This window comes from Streptomyces sp. NPDC050619 (assembly GCF_040654815.1).
Classification (GTDB): domain Bacteria; phylum Actinomycetota; class Actinomycetes; order Streptomycetales; family Streptomycetaceae; genus Streptomyces.
In genome coordinates this window covers 244,095-266,988 of record NZ_JBFAIR010000005.1, presented here as the reverse complement: position 1 = coordinate 266,988, position 22,894 = coordinate 244,095, and the positions used below count along the sequence as shown (strand labels likewise).

Here is a 22,894-nt window from a genome sequence, read left to right as displayed (position 1 = left end):
AGCCTATAGCGGGGGGAGTGCCGGCAGGACGCCGCCGTCCGCCGTCAGCCCGGAACCGTCGCGGCGGCCGCAGAGCCAGCCGAGGAGGTCGGCCCGGCGGCCGGTGACGGTGATCGCCGCCCCTGCCTCGCGGCCGGTCGGGATCCGCCGGCCGTCGTCCTCCTCGATCAGCAGGGCGGGTACGTCGGGGTGGCCCCGGAACCGCGCGGCGAGGAAGTTGATCTCGCGCTGGGTGAATTCCTCCGAGAGGTCCTCCAGCTCGTACCCGATCCCGAGGTCCACGTGGTGCAGCTCCACCTCGATCCAGCGCCGGAACGGCACCCGGGCCGCCGAGTCGGTGACTCCATTGCGCAGCTCGACCGTGCGCGACCAGTCCGCCGGTGCGACCCCCGCCTCCTGGAAGCGGGCCGCGCTCTCGCGCAGATCGGCGAGCTGGACGTCGAGGGGGCGCGGTGCGTCCCTCTCGATGTCGGCGTCCCGGGCGTCGGCGGAGGCGTACATCGGACGCCCTTCGAGGACGTTCACGAGAGCGTCCGCATTGCGGGCGAGGTGCGCGAGGATGTGTCCGCGGGTCCAGCCGGGGAGCCGTGACGGATCGGCCACCGACTTGTTGTCCAGCTTGGCGACAGCGGTGAGCAGCCGTTCGGTCGCGTCACGTACAGACGCCAGGTCATGAGCGTGATCAATCATGGTGCTGACCCTAGCCTCGCCACACCTTTGGGTGAAGGTGGTGAACGAGTGCCGTAAATCGAATGCACGTGCTATAGGGTCGGGAGCGACGTCGGGCATGCTGGATGGCCGGGGAGTGTTGTCCATTCCGGAATCCGACCGGCGTTGTCAGTGGCTCCCCCTACTCTGAGAAAGCACGGGGGCCTCGCCCCTGTCACTTCTCTCAAGAAAGGTGCGGACCGGCGTGGCCGACCGTCTCATCGTCCGTGGCGCGCGCGAGCACAACCTGAAGAATGTCTCGCTCGACCTGCCTCGCGACTCGCTCATCGTCTTCACGGGCCTGTCCGGGTCGGGCAAGTCCTCCCTGGCCTTCGACACCATCTTCGCCGAGGGCCAGCGGCGCTACGTGGAGTCGCTCTCCTCGTACGCGCGCCAGTTCCTCGGCCAGATGGACAAGCCGGATGTCGACTTCATCGAGGGCCTCTCGCCCGCGGTCTCCATCGACCAGAAGTCGACCTCGCGCAATCCGCGCTCGACGGTCGGCACGATCACCGAGGTCTACGACTACCTGCGCCTGCTCTTCGCCCGCATCGGCAAGCCGCACTGCCCCGAATGCGGCCGGCCGATCTCGCGCCAGTCGCCGCAGGCCATCGTCGACAGGGTCCTGGAGCTGCCGGAGGGGAGCCGCTTCCAGGTGCTCTCGCCGCTGGTGCGCGAGCGCAAGGGCGAGTTCGTCGACCTCTTCGCCGATCTCCAGACCAAGGGATACAGCCGCGCGCGCGTGGACGGCGAGACCGTCCAGCTCTCCAGCCCGCCCACCCTGAAGAAGCAGGAGAAGCACACCATCGAGGTGGTCGTCGACCGCCTCACCGTGAAGGACACCGCCAAGCGCCGCCTCACCGACTCCGTGGAGACCGCGCTCGGCCTGTCCGGCGGGATGGTGGTGCTCGACTTCGTCGACCTCCCCGAGGGCGACCCCGAGCGCGAGCGCATGTACTCGGAGCACCTGTACTGCGCGTACGACGATCTGTCCTTCGAGGAGCTGGAGCCCCGCTCCTTCTCCTTCAACTCGCCCTTCGGCGCCTGCCCCGAGTGCACCGGCATCGGCACGCGCATGGAGGTCGACCCCGAGCTGATCGTCCCGGACGAGGACAAGTCCCTCGACGAAGGCGCCATCCACCCCTGGTCGCACGGCCACACCAAGGACTACTTCGGGCGCCTCATCGGCGCTCTCGCGGACGCGCTGGGATTCCGGACGGACATCCCCTTCGCGGGCCTGCCGCAGCGCGCCAAGAAGGCCCTGCTCCAGGGCCACAAGACGCAGATCGAGGTCAGGTACCGCAACAGGTACGGCCGCGAGCGCGTGTACACCACGCCGTTCGAAGGTGCCGTTCCCTTCGTCAAGCGCCGGCACAGCGAGGCCGAGAGCGACGCCAGCCGTGAGCGCTTCGAGGGCTATATGCGCGAGGTGCCCTGCCCCACCTGTGACGGCACCCGCCTGAAGCCGATCGTCCTCGCGGTCACGGTCATGGAGAAGTCGATCGCCGAGGTCTCCGCGATGTCCATCAGCGACTGCGCGGACTTCCTGGGTGAGCTGAAGCTCAACGCCCGCGACAAGAAGATCGCCGAGCGGGTCCTGAAGGAGGTCAACGAGCGGCTGCGGTTCCTGGTCGACGTCGGCCTGGACTATCTCTCGCTGAACCGCGCGGCAGGCACCCTCTCCGGTGGCGAGGCCCAGCGCATCCGCCTCGCCACCCAGATCGGCTCAGGCCTCGTCGGCGTCCTGTACGTCCTCGACGAGCCGTCCATCGGCCTGCACCAGCGCGACAACCACCGGCTCATCGAGACCCTGGTCCGGCTGCGCGACATGGGCAACACGCTCATCGTCGTCGAGCACGACGAGGACACCATCAAGGTCGCCGACTGGATCGTCGACATCGGCCCCGGCGCGGGCGAGCACGGCGGCAAGGTCGTGCACAGCGGCTCCCTGAAGGAGCTGCTCGACAACGCCGAGTCGATGACCGGGCAGTACCTGTCGGGCAAGAAGGCCATCCCGCTGCCCGACATCAGGCGGCCCCTCGACCCGTCCCGGCAGCTCACGGTGCACGGCGCCCGCGAGAACAACCTCCAGGACATCGACGTGTCCTTCCCGCTGGGCGTGTTCACCGCGGTCACGGGCGTGTCCGGCTCCGGCAAGTCGACCCTGGTCAACGACATCCTGTACACGCACCTGGCCCGCGAGCTCAACGGCGCCCGGAACGTTCCGGGGCGGCACACGCGCGTGGACGGCGACGACCTCGTCGACAAGGTCGTGCACGTCGACCAGTCGCCCATCGGCCGCACCCCCCGGTCCAATCCGGCGACGTACACCGGCGTCTTCGACCACGTCCGCAAGCTGTTCGCCGAGACCACCGAGGCGAAGGTCCGCGGCTACATGCCCGGCCGCTTCTCCTTCAACGTCAAGGGCGGCCGCTGCGAGAACTGCGCGGGCGACGGCACGATCAAGATCGAGATGAACTTCCTCCCGGACGTGTACGTCCCGTGCGAGGTCTGCCACGGCGCCCGCTACAACCGGGAGACCCTGGAAGTCCACTTCAAGGGCAAGTCCATCGCCGACGTCCTGAACATGCCGATCGAGGAAGCCATGCACTTCTTCGAGGCCGTTCCGGGTATCTCCCGCCACCTCAGGACACTGAACGACGTCGGTCTCGGCTACGTCCGCCTCGGCCAGTCCGCGACCACCCTGTCCGGCGGCGAGGCCCAGCGGGTGAAGCTCGCCAGCGAGCTCCAGAAGCGGTCCACCGGACGCACGGTCTACGTCCTGGACGAGCCGACCACCGGTCTGCACTTCGAGGACATCAGCAAGCTGTTGACGGTGCTGTCCGGACTGGTCGACAAGGGCAACACGGTCATCGTCATCGAGCACAACCTCGACGTGATCAAGACGGCCGACTGGGTCGTCGACATGGGTCCGGAAGGCGGAGCCGGCGGCGGCCTCGTCGTCGCCGAGGGCACGCCCGAGCAGGTCGCCGGGGTCCCGGCCAGCCACACCGGCAAGTTCCTGCGGGAGATCCTCGACCCCGAGCGGATCAGCGACGCGACATCGGTGAAGGCGCCACGCCGGACGGCGGTCAGGAAGACGGTGGCGGCCAAGTCGACGGCGAAGAAGACGGCGACGGCCAAGACAGCGACGGCCAAGACAGTGACGGCCGCGGACGACACGGCCGGCAAGAAGGCGGCCGGAGCCGTGAAGAAGGCGGCACCCGCGAAGAAGACGGCGCGGGCCCGCAAGGCCTGAGACGCGTGAGCGACAAGCTCTGACAAATCCAGAAAAGGCGGCGCCCCGCGGGAACTCCCAGCGGGGCGCCGCTCGTTCAACGATCAGCGGCCCTGGCCCTGCGGTTCGACGAACTGCATGTCCAGCTGCACCTTGACAACATCACCGAGGAACCCGGTCCCGAAGTCCAGTCCGAAGTCGCTGCGTCGGATCTCACCTGTCGCCTCGAACCCGGCGTGCCTCCTCCCGTCGGTGGGGGAGTCCACCACCCCGCCGAACTCCACGGCGAGCGTCACCGCACGGGTCACGTCCCCGATGGTCAAGTCCCCTTCCATCGACCAGTCCTCCCCCTTGCCGTACACCCGCGTGGAGTGGAAGGTCATCGTCGGACGCTTCTCCACGTCGAGCAGGTCGGCCGCGCGCGTGTGGGCGTCCCGGTCGGGGTTCCCGGTGTCGATAGAGGCAAGAGCGATCTCGGCGCTCACTTTCACGTCGTCGGCCGTCCCGCCGACGTACAACCCGGCCTTCACCTCGCGGAACCGGCCGCGCACCTTGGCGATCCCGAGGTGGCGGATGGTGAAGTTGACGGCCGAGTGAAGGGGGTCGAGCTCCCAGTCGCCGGGCGACAAGGGGACAGCGGAAGCGGTCGGCGTGTTCGAAGCGATGTCCTGAGTCATGGCTCCACCCTGTGCGAACCAAAGCACGGGAGGGAGGCCGGGCCGAGGATGGTAGTGACAGGGACACCCTCCGCGGCGCCGTGCGATGTACGTTCGGAAGGTGAGCGACAACGAGTTGGGCACCTTTCTGCGCACCCGCCGCGAAGCCACCTCACCCGCGGAGGTGGGCCTGCCCGTGGGCCCCCGCCGCCGCACCCCCGGGCTGCGCCGCTCCGAGCTGGCCACGCTCGCCGGCATCAGCGTCGAGTACCTCACCCGGCTCGAACAGGGCCGCGACCGCAACCCCTCGACCCAGGTGCTCGGCGCTCTCGGCGACGGCCTGCGCCTGCCGGTGACGGACCGGATGCTGCTGCGCCGGCTGGCCAAGGAGAACGGCGCCGACAAGGTGTTCTGTACGGCCGCCGCCGCGACACTGACCCGCACCGTGCGCCCCACGGTGCGGGCTCTCCTCGACCGCCTCGAACCCGCACCGGCCGTGCTGATCAACTGGATCGGCGACATCATGGACCACACCAGCGCCTACGAGCGGTACGCCCGCCCGCTCGGAGTGCTCGACGGCAGCCCGCCCAACATGCTGCGGTATCTGTTCACCGACGAGCGGGCCCGTGCCGTGTACCCCGGCTGGGACCGGCTCGCCGACGAGCAGGTCGCCCATCTACGCCACGAGACCTCACTGCACGAGCCTCATGCCGCAGCCCTCGCCGACGAGATGACGGTCACCGCGGGAGCCGCGTTCGCCGACCGGCTCGCCGCCGTCCCGAGCCTGCCCGCGCGGACCGGCACCGACCTCGTCGAGCACCCCGAGGCAGGCCGGCTGCGCCTGTCGTTCGAGACGCTCGCCCTCCCGGACGACGGCCAGCGCCTGGTGGTCCACCTCCCGGCCGACGAGGCCACGGCCACGGCGCTCGACCGTCTCAACGGCCGTAAGCCGGGCGCGCTGCGAGCGGTGAGCGGTTGACTCCGAGCGGCCGTGCTGCGGCTGCGCCGGACCGACCGGATTCCGCAGGAGCGGGACCTGGAGGGCCGGCGCCCGACGTCCCCTACAGCTCGCCCAGTTCAGCGGCGTACGGCGGCTCGGCGCCCGCGCGCGAGCAGGTGATCGCCGCCGCGCGCGCGGCGAACCGCAGCAACCGTGTCCAGCCGTCGGCGCGCAGGCCGCCAAGGGCCGTCGGCGACAGGGCGTCCCGGGCGGACAGGCCGTGCAGCAGGGCCGCGTTCACGGTGTCGCCCGCACCGATCGTGTCCACGACGTCGACCTTCTCGCCCGGCACGGAGTGCACCGCGCCGTCCCGGGTGAAGACGGTCAGCCCGTCACCGCCCTGGGTGATCACGACGGCCGAGGGCCCCGCGGCCAGCCACTCACGCGGGGTGCCGCCCAGCCACAGCGCGTCCTCCTCGGAGAGCTTGAGCAGCGACACCGATGGCAGCCAGCTCTTGAACCGGGCCCGGTAGGCGTCCGCGTCGGGGATCAGCCCCGCCCGGATGTTCGGGTCCAGCACGGTGAACACGCCCTGCGCGGCCGCGGTCCGCATCAGCTCCTCGTAGGCGCTCGCCCCCGGCTCCAGGACGAGGGAACAGGTGCCGAAGGACACTGCGCGGGTCCCCGAGGGAAGCTCCACGGGCGCGGTGAACAGCCGGTCGGCGGTGCCCTCGACGTAGAAGGAGTAGGCGGCCGAGCCGTTCGTGTCGATCGTGGCGACGGCGAGGGTGGTGGGTTCCGCACCGCGCTGTACGGCCGACACGTCCACGCCGGCCTGCCGCAGCCCGTCGAGCAGGGCCTCGCCGAAGGCGTCGGAGGAAGTGCGGGAGCAGAAGGCCGTGCGGGAGCCGAGGCGGCCGAGGGCCAGGGCCGTGTTGTAGGGGCCGCCGCCGAGCGCGGGCTTCAGGTCCGCGAGGGCGCCCGGGCCCTGCGGCACCAGGTCGATCAGGGCTTCACCGGCGACGACGATCACGAGACGGTTCCTCTCTCGGGCTGCTGGGTCTGCGAGGGCTGCTCCGGCCGACCGGAGCAGCCGCACGAGGTGCGGTGGACGAAGGTGCAGGTGAGCCGCACGATCCGGGCGGGCCGGTCCGGAGCGGCGAGTCGTTCCAGGAGCACGCGGACCGCCTGGGCACCGATGTCCCTGCTGGGCTGGGCGATCGCGGTGAGCCGGGGGCTGAACAGGTCTGCCCAGGCGAAGTCGTCGAAGCAGCACAGCGCGATGTCGTCCGGCACGGACAGGCCGCGCTCGCGCAGCGCACGCAGGGCGCCGATGGTCATCGCGTTGTTGGCGGTGACCAGCCCGGTGGGCGGCGCGGCGAGGGACAGCAGGGCCGCGGTGGCCCGTTCGCCGCCGGCCGACTCGGAGTCGCCGTGCACGATCAGGCGTTCGTCGTAGGGGAACCCGGCGGCGGCGAGGCCGTGCCGGTATCCGGTGATCCGTTCCCTGGTGGTGCTCAGCCCGGGCAGGCCCGCGACCAGGGCGATCCGCCGGTGGCCGAGCTCGGCGAGATGGGTGACCAGCCGGGCCGTCGGTTCGGCGCTGTCGGCGCAGACCTGGTCGAAGCGCGGTGTGCCGTCCTCCGGCGCGTCGACCAACCGGTCGAGGAACACGGCCGGCACTTCGTGACGTCTCAGGTAGGAGACGAGCTCGCGCGGCTGTGCGGAGGGCGCGACGATCATGCCGTCCACGCGCCGTTCGTGCAGCAGCTGGACGACCTTGCGCTCGTGCTCGGGGTCGTCGTGCGGATCGGCGATGAGCAGGCTGTAGCCGTGCTCCAGGGCGGCGGCCTCGACGCCCTGGAGGATCTCCGTGAAGTACGGATTGCTGATCGCCGACACCGCGAGCCCGATGGACCGGGTGCGGGAGGTCACCAGGGAGCGGGCGAGGGTGTTGGGCGTGTAGCCGAGTTCGTCGATGGCGTCCAGCACGGCCTGGCGGGTGTGGGGCAGCACGGGCCGGGTGTCGTTCAGCACGTGCGAGACGGTCGCCACCGACACACCGGCGCTGCGCGCGACGTCGGCCATGGTCGGCATCGAGTTCCCCTCCCTGATCGACGCGGGCCCTCCGACCGGGAACTTATCCCATTCGGCGCCAGACGTAAACGCTTGCGCAAGCGTTTACGTCGCCTCGTTCGCTCGGGAGCGGAGACTCACTCCCAGTCCCACCCGATCCCCACGATCCCCGACCGCACCCGTGGCTCGACGAGGTGCACCGAGTGGTGCCGCCCGCTCAGGGGCAGCTCCTCGCGGTCGCTGCGCGGCGCCGCCGCCGAGTGCTGGGTGAACCGGTGACAGCGCACGGGCAGCGCGTCCTCGTCGAACCGCACCTGGAGCGCGTACTGGCCGCCGGCCGGCCCGAATCCGCGGAGGTACTCGCGCGACAAGCCCCCCGTGCCGTCCTCGACGCCGTAGCGGAACAGGAACGTGTCGCCGGCCCGCAGCCGGGTGTCGAAGAGCAGCTCGGCCACGAGCACCCCGGTGTCGTGATGCGAACGGACGCGTCCGATTCGGCAGTTCTCCAGGGCGTGGACGGTCATGCGTTCGGGCGCGCACCCCGGGTCGCCGTGGTGGACGGCCACGAAGCGGTCGACGCCGTCCCGGTGCGCGCGCACGATGTGGTGCGACTCGCGCCCCGTCAACTCGCGGCGCGCGCCGATCCGGACCTGTTCGTGGTGCCCGAGGGTGTGCAGTCCGCCGTCGAGCGGCGAGTCCAGCTCGGCCAGCAGTTGTCGCAGGGTGTCCGAGGCCTCCACGAGCGAGCGGTAGGAGCGGGCCGCGGGCCGTTCGGCGGCCGGGTCCTCGTCGGCCCGGGCGAGCAGCCGGATCAGCGACTCCTCCGGCAACTGGAGGATCTCCTCCAGTGCCCGCACGGCCCGCAACGACTCGGGACGCTGCGGGCGGCGGGCGCCCTGCTGCCAGTAACTCAGGCTCGTGACGCCGACCTTGACCCCGTAGCGAGACAGATGGTGCTGCACGCGCTGCAGCGGCAGTCCACGGGCGGCGATCGCGGCTCGCAGTGCGACGTGGAAGGGGCCGCACCGCAGGGCCGAGTCCAGTTCCGCGGTGGCGACGGTGGCGACGTCCGCGTGCTGTGTGACGTGCGGCATGCAGGGACCTTTCTGTGGGCGGTCACAACGGCTGGTCAGGCCGTTCGCGGGGCATACCGGGGCCGCCGGGCGGGGCGTCGAGGGGCCTTCACATCCGTACGCCGTCATTCAGCGCCCCGAGTTCCCCCGCATTGAAGCGTGTTGACCAAGTCCCGACAACACCTGCCGCCCAGCTCCTGGAAGTCGTCCTGGGAGTGGGTCGGGACGAGGCTGACCGCCGGCCCGCCGTCGGTCAGCAGACGACAGCTTGATCCGCGTCAGCCGGTTGTCCACAGGGAGGCCGCCGGACCCGGCCGACGTTGTCCACAGGCTCGCCGCGCTGTCGGTCCCCGCCAGTAGGGTGTGAGACATGGCCGATCCCTCCAGCTACCGCCCCAAGCCGGGACAGATCCCGGACTCTCCCGGGGTGTACAGGTTCCGTGACGAGCACCGCCGGGTGATCTACGTCGGAAAGGCGAAGAGCCTGCGCCAACGCCTGGCGAACTACTTCCAGGACCTGGCAGGACTCCACCCCCGCACCCGCACCATGGTCACCACGGCCGCGTCCGTGGAATGGACGGTGGTGTCCACGGAGGTCGAGGCCCTGCAGCTGGAGTACTCCTGGATCAAGGAGTACGACCCCCGGTTCAACGTCAAGTACCGCGACGACAAGAGCTACCCGTACCTCGCGGTCACGATGAACGAGGAGTTCCCGCGCGTACAGGTGATGCGCGGTCAGAAGCGCAAGGGCGTGCGCTACTTCGGGCCGTACGGGCAAGCGTGGGCGATCCGCGACACCGTCGACCTCCTGCTCCGCGTCTTCCCGGTCCGCACCTGCTCGGCCGGCGTCTTCAAGAACGCCGCCCGCACCGGCCGCCCCTGCCTGCTCGGCTACATCGGCAAGTGCAGCGCGCCCTGCGTCGGCCGGGTGTCTCCCGACGAACACCGCGAACTCGCCGATGAATTCTGCGACTTCATGGCCGGCCGCACGGGCACGTACCTCCGCCGTCTGGAGACGCGGATGACGGAGGCGGCCGAGGAGATGGAGTACGAGCGTGCGGCCCGCCTGCGCGACGACATCGGGGCCCTGAAGAAGGCGATGGAGAAGAGCGCGGTCGTGCTCGCCGACGCGACCGACGCTGACCTCATCGCGGTCGCCGAGGACGAGCTGGAAGCGGCCGTGCAGATCTTCCACGTCCGCGGCGGGCGCGTGCGCGGCCAGCGCGGCTGGGTGACCGACAAGGTCGAGGAGATCACCACGGGCGCCCTCGTCGAGCACGCGCTCCAGCAGCTCTACGGCGAGGAGAAGGGCGACGCGGTCCCCAAGGAGGTCCTCGTCCCGGCCCTGCCCGACCCGGTGGAGCCCGTCCAGGAGTGGCTCACCGAGCGGCGCGGGTCCAACGTCTCGCTGCGCATCCCGCAGCGCGGCGACAAGAAGGCCCTCATGGAGACCGTGGAGCGCAACGCCCAGCAGGCGCTCGTCCTGCACAAGACCAAGCGCGCCTCCGACCTGACCACGCGCTCACGCGCGCTGGAGGAGATCGCCGAGGCCCTCGACCTGGACAGCGCCCCGCTCCGGATCGAGTGCTACGACATCTCGCACCTCCAGGGTGACGACGTGGTGGCCTCCATGGTCGTCTTCGAGGACGGGCTCCAGCGCAAGGGCGAGTACCGCCGCTTCCAGATCAAGGGTCGCGTCGGAGACACGCAGGTCTGGCACGGCGAGGGCCAGGACGACGTCCGCTCCATGCACGAGGTGATCGCCCGCCGCTTCAAGCGCTACCTCGCGGAGAAGGAGCGAACGGGGGAGTGGGCCGACGGCGAGAACACCCTCACCGAGGAGGACGGCCGGCCCAAGCGCTTCGCCTACCCGCCCCAGCTCGTCGTCGTCGACGGCGGCCGGCCACAGGTCGCGGCCGCCAAGAAGGCGCTGGACGAGCTCGGCATCGATGACGTCGCCGTATGCGGCCTCGCCAAGCGACTGGAGGAGGTCTGGCTGCCGGACGAGGACGACCCGGTCGTCCTGCCCCGCACCAGCGAGGGCCTCTACCTGCTCCAGCGGGTCCGGGACGAGGCCCACCGCTTCGCGATCACCTACCAGCGCTCGAAGAGGGCCAAACGCTTCCGGTCGAGCCCCTTGGACGACGTGCCGGGGCTCGGGGACACGCGCAAGCAGGCACTGCTGAAGCATTTCGGTTCATTGAAGAAACTACGATCCGCCACCATCGACCAGATCTGCGAGGTTCCCGGCATAGGCCGCAAGACGGCCGAGACGATCGCCGTGGCCCTCGCCCAGGCGGCCCCGGCCGCGCCTGCGGTGAACACGGCGACTGGCGAGATCATGGAGGAGGAACCCGGCACCATGGGTTCCAGTGGGGAGTCCGTGACGATGGGCGCCCCGGACGAACGACGGGGGCAGGAGACATGAATGTGAACGAGCACGACGGGCAACAAGGCCAGGCCGGAGACGGAGCACAGGTGAGTACGGGCACGCCCAACGACACGGCCGCGGTCCCGGACGTGGCCATCCCCGAACTGGTGATCATCTCCGGCATGTCCGGGGCCGGCCGCTCGACGGCCGCCAAGTGTCTGGAAGACCTCGGCTGGTTCGTCGTCGACAACCTCCCGCCCGCGCTGATCCCCACCATGGTGGAGCTCGGCGCCCGCTCCCAGGGCAACGTGGCGCGGATCGCGGTCGTCGTCGACGTCCGCGGCCGGCGCTTCTTCGACAACCTCCGCGAGTCCCTCGCCGACCTCGACACCCGGGGCGTGACCCGGCGGATCGTCTTCCTGGAGTCCTCCGACGACGCCCTGGTGCGCCGCTTCGAGTCGGTGCGCCGCCCGCACCCCCTCCAGGGCGACGGCCGCATCGTCGACGGCATCGCAGCGGAGCGCGAACTGCTGCGCGAGCTGCGCGGCGACGCCGACCTGGTGATCGACACCTCCAGCCTGAACGTGCACGAGCTGCGCGCCAAGATGGACGCCCAGTTCGCCGGCGACGAGGAGCCCGAGCTGCGGGCCACGGTCATGTCCTTCGGCTTCAAGTACGGCCTCCCGGTCGACGCCGACCTGGTCGCGGACATGCGCTTCCTGCCCAACCCGCACTGGGTCCCGGAGCTGCGCCCCTTCACCGGCCTCAACGAGGAGGTGGCCGCGTACGTCTTCAACCAGCCCGGCGCCAAGGAGTTCCTCGACCGGTACGCCGAACTGCTCAGACTCATCGCGGCCGGATACCGGCGTGAGGGCAAGCGGTACGTGACCATCGCCATCGGCTGCACCGGCGGCAAGCACCGCTCGGTCGCCACGTCGGAGAAACTCGCCGCGCGCCTCGCGGCCGAGGGCGTGGAGACGGTGGTCGTGCACCGGGACATGGGACGGGAATGACGGGACGTACTCCGCGGCTGAGCAGGCTGCGCCGGGCGGTCCCCGAGGGGCGCGCCAGCAGGCCCGTCGAGGCCCGCGGCGCCAAACCCCGCCGCCGTGGCGCCCAGCCCAAGGTGGTCGCCCTCGGCGGCGGCATGGGCCTGTCCGCCTCGCTCGCCGCGCTGCGCCGGATCACCGGCGACCTCACCGCCGTCGTCACCGTGGCCGACGACGGCGGCTCCAGCGGGCGCCTGCGCGACGAACTGGGCGTGCTGCCGCCCGGCGACCTGCGCAAGGCGCTGGCCGCGCTGTGCGGCGACGACGACTGGGGTCAGACCTGGGCCCGCGTCATCCAGCACCGCTTCCAGTCCCAGGGCGAGCTGCACGAACACGCGGTCGGCAACCTGCTGATCGTCGCCCTCTGGGAGCAACTGGGCGACCACGTCCAGGCCCTCGACCTGGTCGGCAAGCTGCTCGGCGCGCACGGGCGCGTGCTGCCCATGTCCGCCGTACCCCTGGAGCTCCAGGCCCTGGTCAAGGGCCACGACGCGGACCGGCCCGAGGAGGTGGAGACCGTACGGGGACAGGCGAACGTGGCCCTCACGCCCGGCGAGGTGCAGTCCGTGCACCTCGTGCCGAACGACCCGCCCGCGGTCCCGGAGGCGGTGGAGGCCGTCCTCGACGCGGACTGGGTGGTGCTGGGCCCCGGCTCCTGGTTCTCCTCCGTCATCCCGCACCTGCTCGTGCCCGAACTCCTGGACGCCCTCACCCAGACGAAGGCCCGCCGGGTACTCTCGCTGAACCTCGCCCCGCAGCCGGGAGAAACCGAAGGCTTTTCCCCGCAGCGTCATTTGGAGGTTTTGGGACGACACGCCCCTAAACTCGCCCTGGACGTGGTGCTGGCCGACGAGGCCGCTGTGCCCGACCGCGATGTGCTCACCGAAGCCGCCAAGCGGCTCGGTGCCGCGGTCGAGCTGGCCCCGGTGGCCCGGAGTGACGGGACCCCAAGACATGACCCGGAGCTGCTTGCCGCCGCGTACGACCGTATTTTTCGGATGCATGGAAGGATCGGCCCATGGCGATGACGGCAGCGGTGAAGGATGAGATCTCCCGGCTCCCCGTCACCCGGACCTGCTGCAGGAAGGCGGAGGTCTCCGCCATTCTGCGGTTCGCCGGCGGCCTTCACCTGGTGAGCGGGCGCATCGTGATCGAGGCGGAGCTGGACACCGCGATGGCGGCCCGCCGCCTCAAGCGGGACATCCTGGAGATCTTCGGGCACAGCTCCGAACTGATCGTGATGGCGCCGGGCGGACTGCGCCGCGGCTCGCGCTACGTCGTGCGGGTGGTCGCCGGCGGCGATCAGCTGGCCCGGCAGACCGGACTGGTGGACGGCCGCGGCCGGCCGATCCGCGGACTGCCCCCGCAGGTGGTCTCCGGAGCCACCTGCGACGCGGAGGCGGCCTGGCGTGGGGCCTTCCTCGCGCACGGCTCACTCACCGAGCCGGGCCGCTCCTCCTCCCTGGAGGTGACGTGCCCGGGCCCGGAGGCCGCGCTCGCCCTGGTCGGCGCCGCCCGCCGCCTGTCGATCGCCGCCAAGGCCCGAGAGGTCCGCGGGGTCGACCGGGTCGTCGTCCGCGACGGCGACGCCATCGGCGCCCTCCTCACCCGCCTCGGCGCCCACGAGTCGGTGCTGGCCTGGGAGGAGCGCCGGATGCGCCGCGAGGTCCGGGCCACGGCGAACCGTCTCGCCAACTTCGACGACGCCAACCTGCGCCGCTCCGCGCGCGCGGCCGTCGCCGCCGGCGCCCGCGTCCAGCGCGCCCTGGAGATCCTCGGCGACGACGTCCCCGAGCACCTCGCCGCCGCCGGGCGCCTGCGCATGGACCACAAGCAGGCCTCCCTGGAGGAGCTGGGCGCGCTCGCCGACCCGCCGCTGACCAAGGACGCCGTCGCCGGCCGTATCCGCCGCCTGCTGGCGATGGCCGACAAGCGCGCCTCCGACCTCGGCATTCCGGGCACCGACGCCAACCTCTCCGAGGAACTGGCCGACAACCTCGCGGGCTGATCCGAGCCCCCGTCAAAAAGCCGGTGCCGACGCCCACTTGGGCCGTCGGCGTCGGTGTTTGTCTGTCCTTGAGGCGCCCTTGACTCGATCATGAACTGACATGAGCCTGGCTTCGGGTCGCCACTGTGGCGAACCACTGCTAGGGGGGTTCATGAGACGAAAAGCGAGACCGATCCTCGCTGTTGGCGCGCTCCTGCTGGGCGGTGCGGGCATCGCACCCATCGCACAGGCCGCGGAAAGCCCCGCCTCTTCCGATCCGAACGAGGTCAAGGTCTTCCGCGCCGACGTCACCCAGAAGCAGGTACCCCTGCTGCTGGCGGCCGGGCAGGACGGCCACGAGCTCGGCGAGCAGGTGCCCGAGAAGGGCACGGCCACCGTCGAGGTCTATCTCACCGACCAGCAGGCCGAGAAGCTGGAGAAGCAGGGCGTCGACCTCGCCGAACACAAGCTCTCCGCCAAGGCCGAGAACCGCGTCGAGGACGCCGCCGAGGGGGTGTTCCGCCCGTACAGCGGAACCGGCGGCCTCAAAGAGGACATCGTCAAGACCGGCCAGGAGCATCCCGACCTCACCAAGGTCGTCTCCATCGGCAAGACGGTGGGCGGCCAGGACATCCTCGCCCTCAAGATGACCAAGGGCGCCAAGAAGTCCAAGGACGGCTCCAAGCCCTCGGTGCTCTACCTGTCCAACCAGCACGCGCGCGAGTGGATCACACCGGAGATGACCCGCCGGCTGATGCACCACTACCTGGACAACTACAAGACGGACCGACGCATCAAGAAGATCGTCGACTCCACCGAACTGTGGTTCGTACTCTCGGCCAACCCCGACGGCTACGACTACACCTTCGAGAACACCGACAACCGCCTGTGGCGCAAGAACCTGCGGGACGTCAACGGCGACGGCGCCATCACCACCGGCGACGGCGTCGACCTCAACCGCAACTTCGCCTACAAGTGGGGCTACGACGACGAGGGCTCGTCCCCCAACCCCACCAGCCAGACCTACCGCGGCGCGGCCCCCGGCTCCGAGCCGGAGACCCAGGCGCTGGACGCCTTCGAGCGGCGCATCGGCTTCGAGTACGGCATCAACTACCACTCCGCCGCCGAACTCCTCCTCTACGGAGTCGGCTGGCAGGTCGCCACGCCCACCCCGGACGACGTGCTCTACGAGGCACTCGCCGGTACGCCGGAGAACTCCGCGATCCCCGGCTACCACCCGCAGGTCTCCTCGGAGCTGTACACCACCAACGGCGAGGCCGACGGCCACGCGGCGAACGTCAACGGCATGGCGATGTTCACCCCCGAGATGTCGACCTGCCAGACCGCCTCGACCGTCGACCCGAACGACGCCTGGAACCCGGCCGACTGCCAGTCGATCTTCACCTTCCCGGACGACGAGAAGCTGATCCAGCAGGAGTTCGCCAAGAACATCCCCTTCGCGCTCTCCCTCGCCGAGTCCGCCGCCCGCCCCGACCAGCCGAAGTCCGCGGTGGGCGCGAGCGCCGCCGACTTCACCCCGGCCGCCTTCTCCACGTCGTACTCGCGCGGCGCCGACCAGGAGGTCTCGGTCGTCGTACGGAAGTCCGTGCACGACAAGGAACTCAAGTACCGCGTCAACGGCGGCCGTACGCACGACTCGGCACTCAGGCCCTGGAAGGGCGGCGAGACCTACGGCGGTGAGGACAACCTCCACTTCGACGAGTACCGGGCAGAGGTCCACGGCGGCGACCCGGGCGACAAGGTCGAGGTCTGGTTCACCGGCGAGACGAAGAGCGGCAAGGACGTCTCCAGCAAGCACTTCACGTACACCGTGGCCGAACGGCCGCGCGCGGACGTCCTCGTCGTCGCCGAGGAGGGCGCGGCCGCCACGCAGGCGCAGACCTACGTCGACGCGCTGAAGGCGAACGGCCGCAAGGCGCTCGTCTGGGACGTCGCCACCCAGGGCGCGCCCGACGCGCTCGGCGTGCTGAAGCACTTCGACACCGTGGTCCACTACACCGGCGCGGGCGTCCCCGGCATCGCCACCCAGCTACAGCTGCGCGCCTTCCTCAACGAGGGCGGCAAGCTGGTCGAGGCGGGCGAGCAGGCCGGCGGCAATGTCGACCTCGGCGGCGGCACCCTGTCGAACGACTTCAGCCAGTACTACCTGGGCGCCTTCTCCCGTACGTCGACCCCCGGGGCCACCGGTTTCACCGGCTCCGGCAAGCTCGGCGGCTTCACGGGCGCGCTCACCGGCGCGAGTGGCAACCCGCTGGACCGGGCCGGAACCTACGGGGTGACCTCCGACGAACTGCCCGTGGACAAGTTCCCCCAGTTCGCCAGCGCGGGCGCGGGCCAGTTCGCCGGCACCGTCAACCCATACGGGCCGTACGCGGGCTCCGGCATGGCCGCCACCGTCCACACCGACGACGCCTACAAGCGGCTCACCCGCACCGTCGACCTCACCTCGGTGAGCGCGGCCGACACGCCCACCCTGCGCACCCAACTGCTGTGGGACACCGAGCCCGGCTACGACAACGTGCTGGTCGAGGCCCACACGACCGGGGCCGACGACTGGACGACACTCCCGGAGACGGGCGGCGCCACCAGCGCCGCGGTGCCGACGGAGTGCGAGGGCGGCTTCTACGTGGGCGAGCACCCCTGGCTCGAGCACTACCTGACCGTCGCGGCCGACGGCTGCGCCGCGAGGGGCACCAGCGGCTCGTGGAACGCCCTCACCGGCGCCTCCAGCGGCTGGCGGCAGGTCGGCTTCGACCTGAGCGCCTACGCGGGCAAGTCCGTCGAGATCTCGATCAGCTATGTCAGCGACCCCGGCTCCGGCGGCCACGGCGTCCTCGCCGACGACGCCTCACTGGTCGTCGGCGGCACGGCCACCGAGACCGAGGGTTTCGAGACGTCGCTGGGCGCCTGGAAGGTCGCCGGACCGCCCGCGGGCAGCCCGGCCGTCCTCAAGGACTGGGCACGCACCGGGGCCCTGTTCCAGACGTACGGAGCGGTCACCACGGACGACACCGTGCTGCTGGGCTTCGGCCTGGAGCACGTCGCCTCGGCGGCCGAGCGGACGACTCTGGTCAAGAAGGCGCTCGCGGCACTGGAAGGGTGACCCACCAGGTCAACCTCGCGTGACTCGAAGTAGTCAAAACGTGTGATCGGGTCTTTCGGCCCGGGCGGTCCGTACCCCTACTGGCGGGTACGGACCGCCCTGCCGTGTATGGGGCGTCTCGATGTCACTGCGGCGCCCTCAGGGAGGTAGGGTCGTAGGCGGTCGGGGACATCCCATACAGCTCGCCGGTCTCGAAACCGGCTACCAACGAGGAGATCGGTTCGTGACGATCCGCGTAGGCATCAACGGCTTTGGCCGCATCGGTCGTAACTACTTCCGCGCGCTGCTGGAGCAGGGTGCAGACATCGAGATCGTGGCTGTCAACGACCTGGGTGACACCGCGACCACCGCTCACCTGCTGAAGTACGACACCATCCTGGGCCGGCTCAAGGCCGAGGTGTCGCACACAGCCGACACGATCACCGTCGACGGCAAGACGATCAAGGTTCTCTCCGAGCGCAACCCCGCCGACATCCCGTGGGGTGAGCTGGGCGTCGACATCGTCATCGAGTCGACCGGCATCTTCACGAAGAAGGCCGACGCCGAGAAGCACATCGCGGGCGGCGCCAAGAAGGTCCTCATCTCGGCTCCGGCCAAGGAAGAGGACATCACGATCGTGATGGGCGTCAACGAGAACAAGTACGACCCGGCGAGCCACCACGTCATCTCGAACGCCTCCTGCACCACCAACTGTGTGGCGCCGATGGCCAAGGTTCTCGACGAGAACTTCGGCATCGTCAAGGGCCTGATGACGACGGTCCACGCCTACACGAACGACCAGCGCATCCTGGACTTCCCGCACTCCGACCTGCGCCGCGCCCGCGCCGCCGCGGAGAACATCATCCCGACCACGACCGGTGCCGCCAAGGCCACCGCCCTGGTCCTCCCGCAGCTCAAGGGCAAGCTCGACGGCATCGCGATGCGCGTCCCGGTCCCGACCGGCTCGGCCACCGACCTGGTCGTGGAGCTGGAGCGCGAGGTCACCAAGGACGAGGTCAACGCCGCGTTCAAGAAGGCCTCCGAAGGCGAGCTCCAGGGCTACCTGTCCTACACGGAGGACGCGATCGTCTCCTCCGACATCGTCGGCGACCCGGCGTCCTGCACCTTCGACTCCTCCCTGACCATGGTCCAGGAGGGCAAGTCGGTGAAGATCCTCGGCTGGTACGACAACGAGTGGGGCTACTCCAACCGCCTCGTCGACCTCACGGTCTTCGTCGGCAACCAGCTCTGATCACCAGAGCAGGCACCTTGATGTGAGAGCAGGGCTCGGGCAGCGCAGGGACGCGCTGGCCGAGCCCTGACTCACGTGCGGACCAGCCCGCTTACGATCACCAGCACCACGAGCATCACGAGCCCTCCTCAGGAGTTCCCTCCATGAAGACGATCGACGAACTTCTCGCCGAAGGCGTGGCCGGCCGGCGGGTCTTCGTCCGCGCCGACCTGAACGTGCCGCTGGACGGCACCACCATCACCGACGACGGCCGTATCCGCGCCGTTCTGCCCACCGTCAAGGCGCTCGCCGAGGCGGGCGCCCGGGTGGTCGTCGCCTCGCACCTGGGCCGCCCCAAGGGCGCCCCGGACCCGGCCTTCTCACTCGGACCGGCCGCCGCCCGCCTGGGTGAACTCCTCGGCGTCTCCGTGGCGTTCGCGACGGACACCGTCGGCGAGTCGGCCACCTCCACCGTCGCGGGCCTCGCCGACGGCCAGGTCGCCGTCATCGAGAACCTGCGCTTCAACGCCGGCGAGACGAGCAAGGACGACGCCGAGCGCGGCGCCTTCGCCGACCGGCTCGCCGCCCTCGCGGACGTATACGTGGGCGACGGCTTCGGCGCGGTGCACCGGCAGCACGCCTCGGTCTTCGACCTCCCGGCCCGCCTGCCGCACTACGCCGGCCACCTCATCGCCACCGAGGTCGCCGTCCTGAAGCAGCTCACCGAGGACGTCAAGCGCCCCTACGTGGTCGCGCTCGGCGGCGCCAAGGTCTCCGACAAGCTCGCCGTCATCGACCAGCTGCTCGGCAAGGCCGACCGCCTGCTCATCGGCGGCGGTATGGCGTACACCTTCCTCAAGGCCAAGGGGTACGAGGTCGGCAGCTCCCTCCTCCAGGAGGACCAGATCGCGGTCGTCCAGGAGTACATCGAGCGCGCGGAGAAGAGCGGTGTCGAACTGGTCCTCCCCGTCGACGTGCTGGCCGCCCCCCAGTTCCCGGACCTGAAGACCAAGGCCCCGGCCAAGCCGTCCACCGTCGCCGCGGACGCCGTCCCGGCCGACCAGATGGGTCTCGACATCGGGCCCGAGTCCCGCAAGCTGTACGCCTCGAAGCTCGCCGACGCCGCCACCGTCTTCTGGAACGGCCCCATGGGCGTCTTCGAACACCCCGACTACGCCGAGGGCACCAAGGCGGTCGCCCAGGCCCTCCTCGACTCCCCGGGCTTCACGGTCGTCGGCGGTGGCGACTCCGCCGCGGCCGTCCGCATCCTGGGCTTCGACGAGAACGCATTCGGCCACATCTCGACCGGCGGTGGCGCCTCCCTCGAATACCTCGAGGGCAAGACGCTCCCCGGCCTCGCCGCACTGGAGGACTGACCCTTAATGGCTGCATCTACTTCTTCGGGGCGCACGCCGCTGATGGCGGGCAACTGGAAGATGAACCTCAACCACCTCGAGGCCATCGCCCACGTCCAGAAGCTCGCCTTCGCCCTGGCCGACAAGGACTACGACGCCGTCGAGGTCGCCGTCCTGCCGCCCTTCACCGACCTGCGCTCCGTGCAGACCCTGGTCGACGGCGACAAGCTGAAGATCAAGTACGGCGCCCAGGACATCTCGGCGCACGACTCCGGTGCCTACACCGGCGAGATCTCCGGTGCGATGCTGGCCAAGCTGAAGTGCACGTACGTGGCGATCGGCCACTCCGAGCGCCGCCAGTACCACAACGAGACCGACGAGCTGGTCAACGCCAAGGTCAAGGCCGCCTACAAGCACGGTCTGACCCCGATCCTGTGCGTCGGCGAGGAACTGGACGTCCGCGAGGCGGGCAACCACGTCACGCACACGCTCGCCCAGGTCGAGGGCGGCCTCAAGGACCTCCCGGCCGAGCAGGCCGAGTCCGTGGTGATCGCCTACGAGCCCGTGTGGGCCATCGGCACCGGCAAGGTCTGCGGCGCCGATGACGCGCAGGAGGTCTGCGCGGCCATCCGCGGCAAGATCGCCGAGCTGTACACGCAGGAGCTGGCCGACAAGGTCCGCATCCAGTACGGCGGCTCCGTGAAGTCCGGCAACGTCGCCGAGATCATGGCCAAGGCCGACATCGACGGTGCCCTGGTCGGCGGTGCCTCGCTGGACGCCGACGAGTTCGTCAAGATCGCGCGGTTCCGCGACCAGTGAGTATGCGGTAAGCGGGATCCGTCGTACTCTTGCGGGGTCCGGCAGTGCTTGCTGGACCCCGTCGTCTGTCCAGATCCGAGGAAGTTGGTCCAGCCGTGGTTATGGGGTTCTCGATTGCCCTGATCGTCTTCAGCCTGCTGATGATGCTGCTGGTGCTGATGCACAAGGGCAAGGGCGGCGGCCTCTCCGACATGTTCGGTGGCGGCATGCAGTCGTCCGTCGGCGGCTCCTCGGTCGCCGAGCGCAACCTCGACCGCATCACCGTGGTGGTCGGTCTGCTGTGGTTCGCGTGCATTGTCGTGCTCGGCATCCTGATGAAGGTGAACAACTGATCGGCTGCCCACGCAGTACGCACATTCCACACGTAAGCCCCATGTTCGGTACGCGCAGCTGAGCGCGGCCTATCATGGGGCTTGCGTCTGTGTGGGGGTTGTAACTCCAATCACTGGACGCGCGTTGGGCCTTACGTAGACTGAGGCGCTCGCAGCGAAGCGAAACGCCGACTCGCTTCGCGGCACCATCACGCAGGGAGTTACGACCGTGGCAAGTGGCAACGCGATCCGAGGAAGCCGGGTCGGGGCGGGGCCGATGGGCGAGGCCGAGCGGGGCGAGTCCGCGCCCCGGCTGCGCATCTCCTTCTGGTGCTCCAACGGGCACGAAACGCAGCCCAGCTTCGCCAGCGACGCGCAGGTTCCCGATACCTGGGACTGCCCGCGCTGCGGCTTTCCGGCAGGTCAGGACCGGGAAAACCCGCCGGACCCGCCACGCACCGAGCCCTACAAGACACACCTCGCCTACGTGCGGGAACGGCGCAGCGACGCGGACGGCGAGGCGATCCTCGCCGAGGCGCTCGCCAAACTGCGGGGTGAGATCTAGGGGTTGGGGATTCAGGCGTCAGGGCCTGCCCGGATCCGTTTCCCGCCCGTCCGCGGACCGATTGTCAGTGCTGCCCTCTACGGTTTGTAAATCGGCAAACCGTGAGGGGGAATCGTGGCGACGGTCGAGGTGGCTGACAGGCATGTGCCCGCGTGGCGCGGGGGATTCGGGCGGCTGTGGAGCGCCGCCGTGCTCTCGAGCTTCGGTGACGCGCTGCGCGGGGCCGCGCTGCCCCTGCTGGCCGCCACGCTGACGGACCGGCCCCTGCTCATCGCGATGGTCACCGCCTGCGGCTATCTGCCCTGGATCGTCTTCGGGCTGCTCGGCGGAGCCGTCGCCGACCGCGTGGACCAGCGGCGCGCCATGTGGACGGTGGATGCGGTACGAGGCCTGCTGGTCGCCTGTTTCGCGGTGGCCGTCGCTCTCGGGCACGCCTCGATCGGCCTGCTGGTCGCGCTGGCCTTCGCCCTGACCACCCTCCAGACACTCTTCGACAACGCGTCCACGGCCCTGCTGCCGTCCCTCGTGGACCGCGCGGCGCTGGGCAGCGCGAACGCGCGCCTGATGACCGGGCAGCGGACGGCCGGCGGCCTGCTGGGCGCCCCGGTCGTGCCACTGCTCCTGGTGGCCGGTGCCGCCGTGCCCTTCGCGGCCGACGCCGTGACCTTCCTGGTGGCCGCGGCGCTGGTCGCCTCGCTGCGGACCGCCGCGCCCGAGCGGAAGCCGAGACCGGCGGGCAGCACCCTGCGCCGCGAGATCGCCGAAGGGCTGCGCAGCCTGGGCCGCGACCGGGCGCTACGCGGGCTGTGCGCCGCCACGGCGCTGTGCAACATCGGCGTGGGCGCCCTCATCGCCGGCATGGTGCTCCTGGTGACGGGCTGGCTGGACGCCGGCACGGCGGGATACGCGGCGGCCATGACGGCGTACACGATCGGCGCCCTGAGCGGGGGAGTGGTGAGCGGTCGGCTCGTCGCCCGCCTCGGGCGGGTGGGTGCGGTGCTGCTCGCGGGGACGGTGCAGATCGGTGCGTTGATCGTCATGGGCTCGGTGCGCAGCCTGGTCGCTCTGGTGGCCGCCATGGCCGCCTTCGGGTTCATGGGCATGGTGTGGAACGTGAACACCCAGACCGTGATGCAGGAGCGCAGCCCCGCCGAGATGCTGGGCCGGGTCTCCTCCGCCTTTCGGACCCTGGCTGTGGCGGGTGCCCCCTTGGGCGCTCTGCTGGGCGGCGTCGTGGCCACCGCCTGGGGCCTGAACACTCCGCCCCTGCTCGCGGCGGCCTTCTTCGTCCTGTCCGTCACCGCGCTGATACCCACGCTCAAGGCGGACGTATCCGTTGTCGCGCCGGACGACGACGCCACGACAGCTCACGCTCCGCGCTGATCAATTAGGTTGGGGCAACTGGGACAGGG

18 protein-coding genes are annotated in these 22,894 nt (G+C 70.2%); 13 read left to right on the top strand and 5 right to left on the bottom strand.

Features of this window, described 5'->3' with window-relative positions; genetic code table 11:
- Window positions 1–3 precede the first annotated feature (3 nt).
- On the bottom strand, window positions 4–690 hold the full coding sequence (locus AB0I77_RS11995; protein ID WP_363282326.1) for a maleylpyruvate isomerase family mycothiol-dependent enzyme: 687 nt from the start codon (window positions 688–690) through the stop codon (window positions 4–6).
- A 223-nt stretch (window positions 691–913) separates the two neighbouring features.
- On the opposite strand from AB0I77_RS11995, the gene uvrA reads away from it, so the two are divergent.
- A complete protein-coding gene (gene uvrA, locus AB0I77_RS11990) occupies window positions 914–3,967 on the top strand; it encodes an excinuclease ABC subunit UvrA (RefSeq protein ID WP_363282325.1) in 3,054 nt (1,017 codons plus the stop codon).
- 83 nt (window positions 3,968–4,050) lie between these two features.
- Here uvrA and AB0I77_RS11985 read toward each other — a convergent pair whose 3' ends face one another.
- The gene (locus AB0I77_RS11985) at window positions 4,051–4,623 is read right to left on the bottom strand and encodes a YceI family protein (protein ID WP_363282324.1); all 573 of its coding nucleotides are present in this window, start codon (window positions 4,621–4,623) and stop codon (window positions 4,051–4,053) included.
- A gap of 100 nt (window positions 4,624–4,723) precedes the next feature.
- On the opposite strand from AB0I77_RS11985, the gene AB0I77_RS11980 reads away from it, so the two are divergent.
- Window positions 4,724–5,581, top strand: coding sequence for a helix-turn-helix transcriptional regulator (locus AB0I77_RS11980; protein WP_363282323.1), 858 nt, complete (start codon window positions 4,724–4,726; stop codon window positions 5,579–5,581).
- Between the two features lie 82 nt (window positions 5,582–5,663).
- Here the strand turns inward: AB0I77_RS11980 and AB0I77_RS11975 are convergent, their stop codons facing one another.
- The 3 genes from AB0I77_RS11975 to AB0I77_RS11965 form a co-directional block, all read right to left on the bottom strand.
- Window positions 5,664–6,575, bottom strand: a complete 912-nt coding sequence (locus AB0I77_RS11975) for a carbohydrate kinase (protein ID WP_363282322.1) — start codon at window positions 6,573–6,575, stop codon at window positions 5,664–5,666.
- The gene (locus AB0I77_RS11970) at window positions 6,572–7,639 is read right to left on the bottom strand and encodes a LacI family DNA-binding transcriptional regulator (RefSeq protein ID WP_363282321.1); all 1,068 of its coding nucleotides are present in this window, start codon (window positions 7,637–7,639) and stop codon (window positions 6,572–6,574) included. The genes AB0I77_RS11975 and AB0I77_RS11970 overlap by 4 nt, the downstream gene beginning before the upstream one ends.
- Before the next feature lie 116 nt (window positions 7,640–7,755).
- Entirely contained in the window at window positions 7,756–8,712 is a 957-nt protein-coding gene (locus tag AB0I77_RS11965; protein ID WP_363282320.1) for a hypothetical protein, read from the bottom strand.
- Between the two features lie 349 nt (window positions 8,713–9,061).
- Here AB0I77_RS11965 and uvrC point away from each other — a divergent pair, with 349 nt between their 5' ends.
- From uvrC to AB0I77_RS11910, 11 genes are all read left to right on the top strand, one after another.
- Window positions 9,062–11,119 (top strand): excinuclease ABC subunit UvrC, encoded by a 2,058-nt coding sequence (uvrC, locus tag AB0I77_RS11960; RefSeq protein WP_363282319.1) that lies wholly within the window; start codon window positions 9,062–9,064, stop codon window positions 11,117–11,119.
- A complete protein-coding gene (gene rapZ / locus AB0I77_RS11955) occupies window positions 11,116–12,075 on the top strand; it encodes an RNase adapter RapZ (protein WP_363282318.1) in 960 nt (319 codons plus the stop codon). Before uvrC ends, rapZ begins: the two co-directional genes overlap by 4 nt.
- Complete coding sequence (gene yvcK / locus AB0I77_RS11950; RefSeq protein WP_363282317.1) at window positions 12,072–13,139, top strand: uridine diphosphate-N-acetylglucosamine-binding protein YvcK; 1,068 nt, start codon at window positions 12,072–12,074, stop codon at window positions 13,137–13,139. Before rapZ ends, yvcK begins: the two co-directional genes overlap by 4 nt.
- Window positions 13,130–14,119, top strand: coding sequence for a DNA-binding protein WhiA (gene whiA / locus AB0I77_RS11945; protein WP_363282316.1), 990 nt, complete (start codon window positions 13,130–13,132; stop codon window positions 14,117–14,119). Before yvcK ends, whiA begins: the two co-directional genes overlap by 10 nt.
- Before the next feature lie 151 nt (window positions 14,120–14,270).
- Entirely contained in the window at window positions 14,271–17,222 is a 2,952-nt protein-coding gene (locus AB0I77_RS11940) for a M14 family zinc carboxypeptidase (protein ID WP_363282315.1), read from the top strand.
- Window positions 17,223–17,445: 223 nt separating this feature from the next.
- Window positions 17,446–18,453: a type I glyceraldehyde-3-phosphate dehydrogenase gene (gene gap, locus AB0I77_RS11935; RefSeq protein ID WP_363282314.1), complete on the top strand. Its 1,008-nt coding sequence runs from the start codon at window positions 17,446–17,448 to the stop codon at window positions 18,451–18,453.
- Between the two features lie 143 nt (window positions 18,454–18,596).
- On the top strand, window positions 18,597–19,808 hold the full coding sequence (locus tag AB0I77_RS11930) for a phosphoglycerate kinase (protein ID WP_363282313.1): 1,212 nt from the start codon (window positions 18,597–18,599) through the stop codon (window positions 19,806–19,808).
- 42 nt (window positions 19,809–19,850) lie between these two features.
- Window positions 19,851–20,606, top strand: coding sequence for a triose-phosphate isomerase (gene tpiA / locus AB0I77_RS11925; protein WP_363282411.1), 756 nt, complete (start codon window positions 19,851–19,853; stop codon window positions 20,604–20,606).
- Window positions 20,607–20,707: 101 nt separating this feature from the next.
- Window positions 20,708–20,938 (top strand): preprotein translocase subunit SecG, encoded by a 231-nt coding sequence (secG, locus tag AB0I77_RS11920; protein WP_029181151.1) that lies wholly within the window; start codon window positions 20,708–20,710, stop codon window positions 20,936–20,938.
- A 208-nt stretch (window positions 20,939–21,146) separates the two neighbouring features.
- Window positions 21,147–21,482, top strand: a complete 336-nt coding sequence (locus AB0I77_RS11915) for an RNA polymerase-binding protein RbpA (RefSeq protein ID WP_078649359.1) — start codon at window positions 21,147–21,149, stop codon at window positions 21,480–21,482.
- Window positions 21,483–21,596: 114 nt separating this feature from the next.
- Window positions 21,597–22,865 carry an MFS transporter gene (locus AB0I77_RS11910; protein ID WP_363282312.1) on the top strand — a complete coding sequence of 423 codons (1,269 nt, stop codon included), beginning with the start codon at window positions 21,597–21,599 and terminating at the stop codon, window positions 22,863–22,865.
- Window positions 22,866–22,894: the final 29 nt, after the last annotated feature.

What these genes read in the sequence shown, in the direction of transcription:
- AB0I77_RS11995 (WP_363282326.1), bottom strand. Translation starts at nt 690, where the DNA reads ATGATTGATCACGCTCATGACCTGGCGTCTGTACGTGACGCGACCGAA.
- AB0I77_RS11985 (WP_363282324.1), bottom strand. Translation starts at nt 4,623, where the DNA reads ATGACTCAGGACATCGCTTCGAACACGCCGACCGCTTCCGCTGTCCCC.
- AB0I77_RS11970 (WP_363282321.1), bottom strand. Translation starts at nt 7,639, where the DNA reads ATGCCGACCATGGCCGACGTCGCGCGCAGCGCCGGTGTGTCGGTGGCG.
- AB0I77_RS11965 (WP_363282320.1), bottom strand. Translation starts at nt 8,712, where the DNA reads ATGCCGCACGTCACACAGCACGCGGACGTCGCCACCGTCGCCACCGCG.
- uvrC (WP_363282319.1), top strand. Translation starts at nt 9,062, where the DNA reads ATGGCCGATCCCTCCAGCTACCGCCCCAAGCCGGGACAGATCCCGGAC.
- rapZ (WP_363282318.1), top strand. Translation starts at nt 11,116, where the DNA reads ATGAATGTGAACGAGCACGACGGGCAACAAGGCCAGGCCGGAGACGGA.
- yvcK (WP_363282317.1), top strand. Translation starts at nt 12,072, where the DNA reads ATGACGGGACGTACTCCGCGGCTGAGCAGGCTGCGCCGGGCGGTCCCC.
- whiA (WP_363282316.1), top strand. Translation starts at nt 13,130, where the DNA reads ATGGCGATGACGGCAGCGGTGAAGGATGAGATCTCCCGGCTCCCCGTC.
- AB0I77_RS11940 (WP_363282315.1), top strand. Translation starts at nt 14,271, where the DNA reads ATGAGACGAAAAGCGAGACCGATCCTCGCTGTTGGCGCGCTCCTGCTG.
- AB0I77_RS11930 (WP_363282313.1), top strand. Translation starts at nt 18,597, where the DNA reads ATGAAGACGATCGACGAACTTCTCGCCGAAGGCGTGGCCGGCCGGCGG.
- tpiA (WP_363282411.1), top strand. Translation starts at nt 19,851, where the DNA reads ATGGCGGGCAACTGGAAGATGAACCTCAACCACCTCGAGGCCATCGCC.
- secG (WP_029181151.1), top strand. Translation starts at nt 20,708, where the DNA reads ATGGGGTTCTCGATTGCCCTGATCGTCTTCAGCCTGCTGATGATGCTG.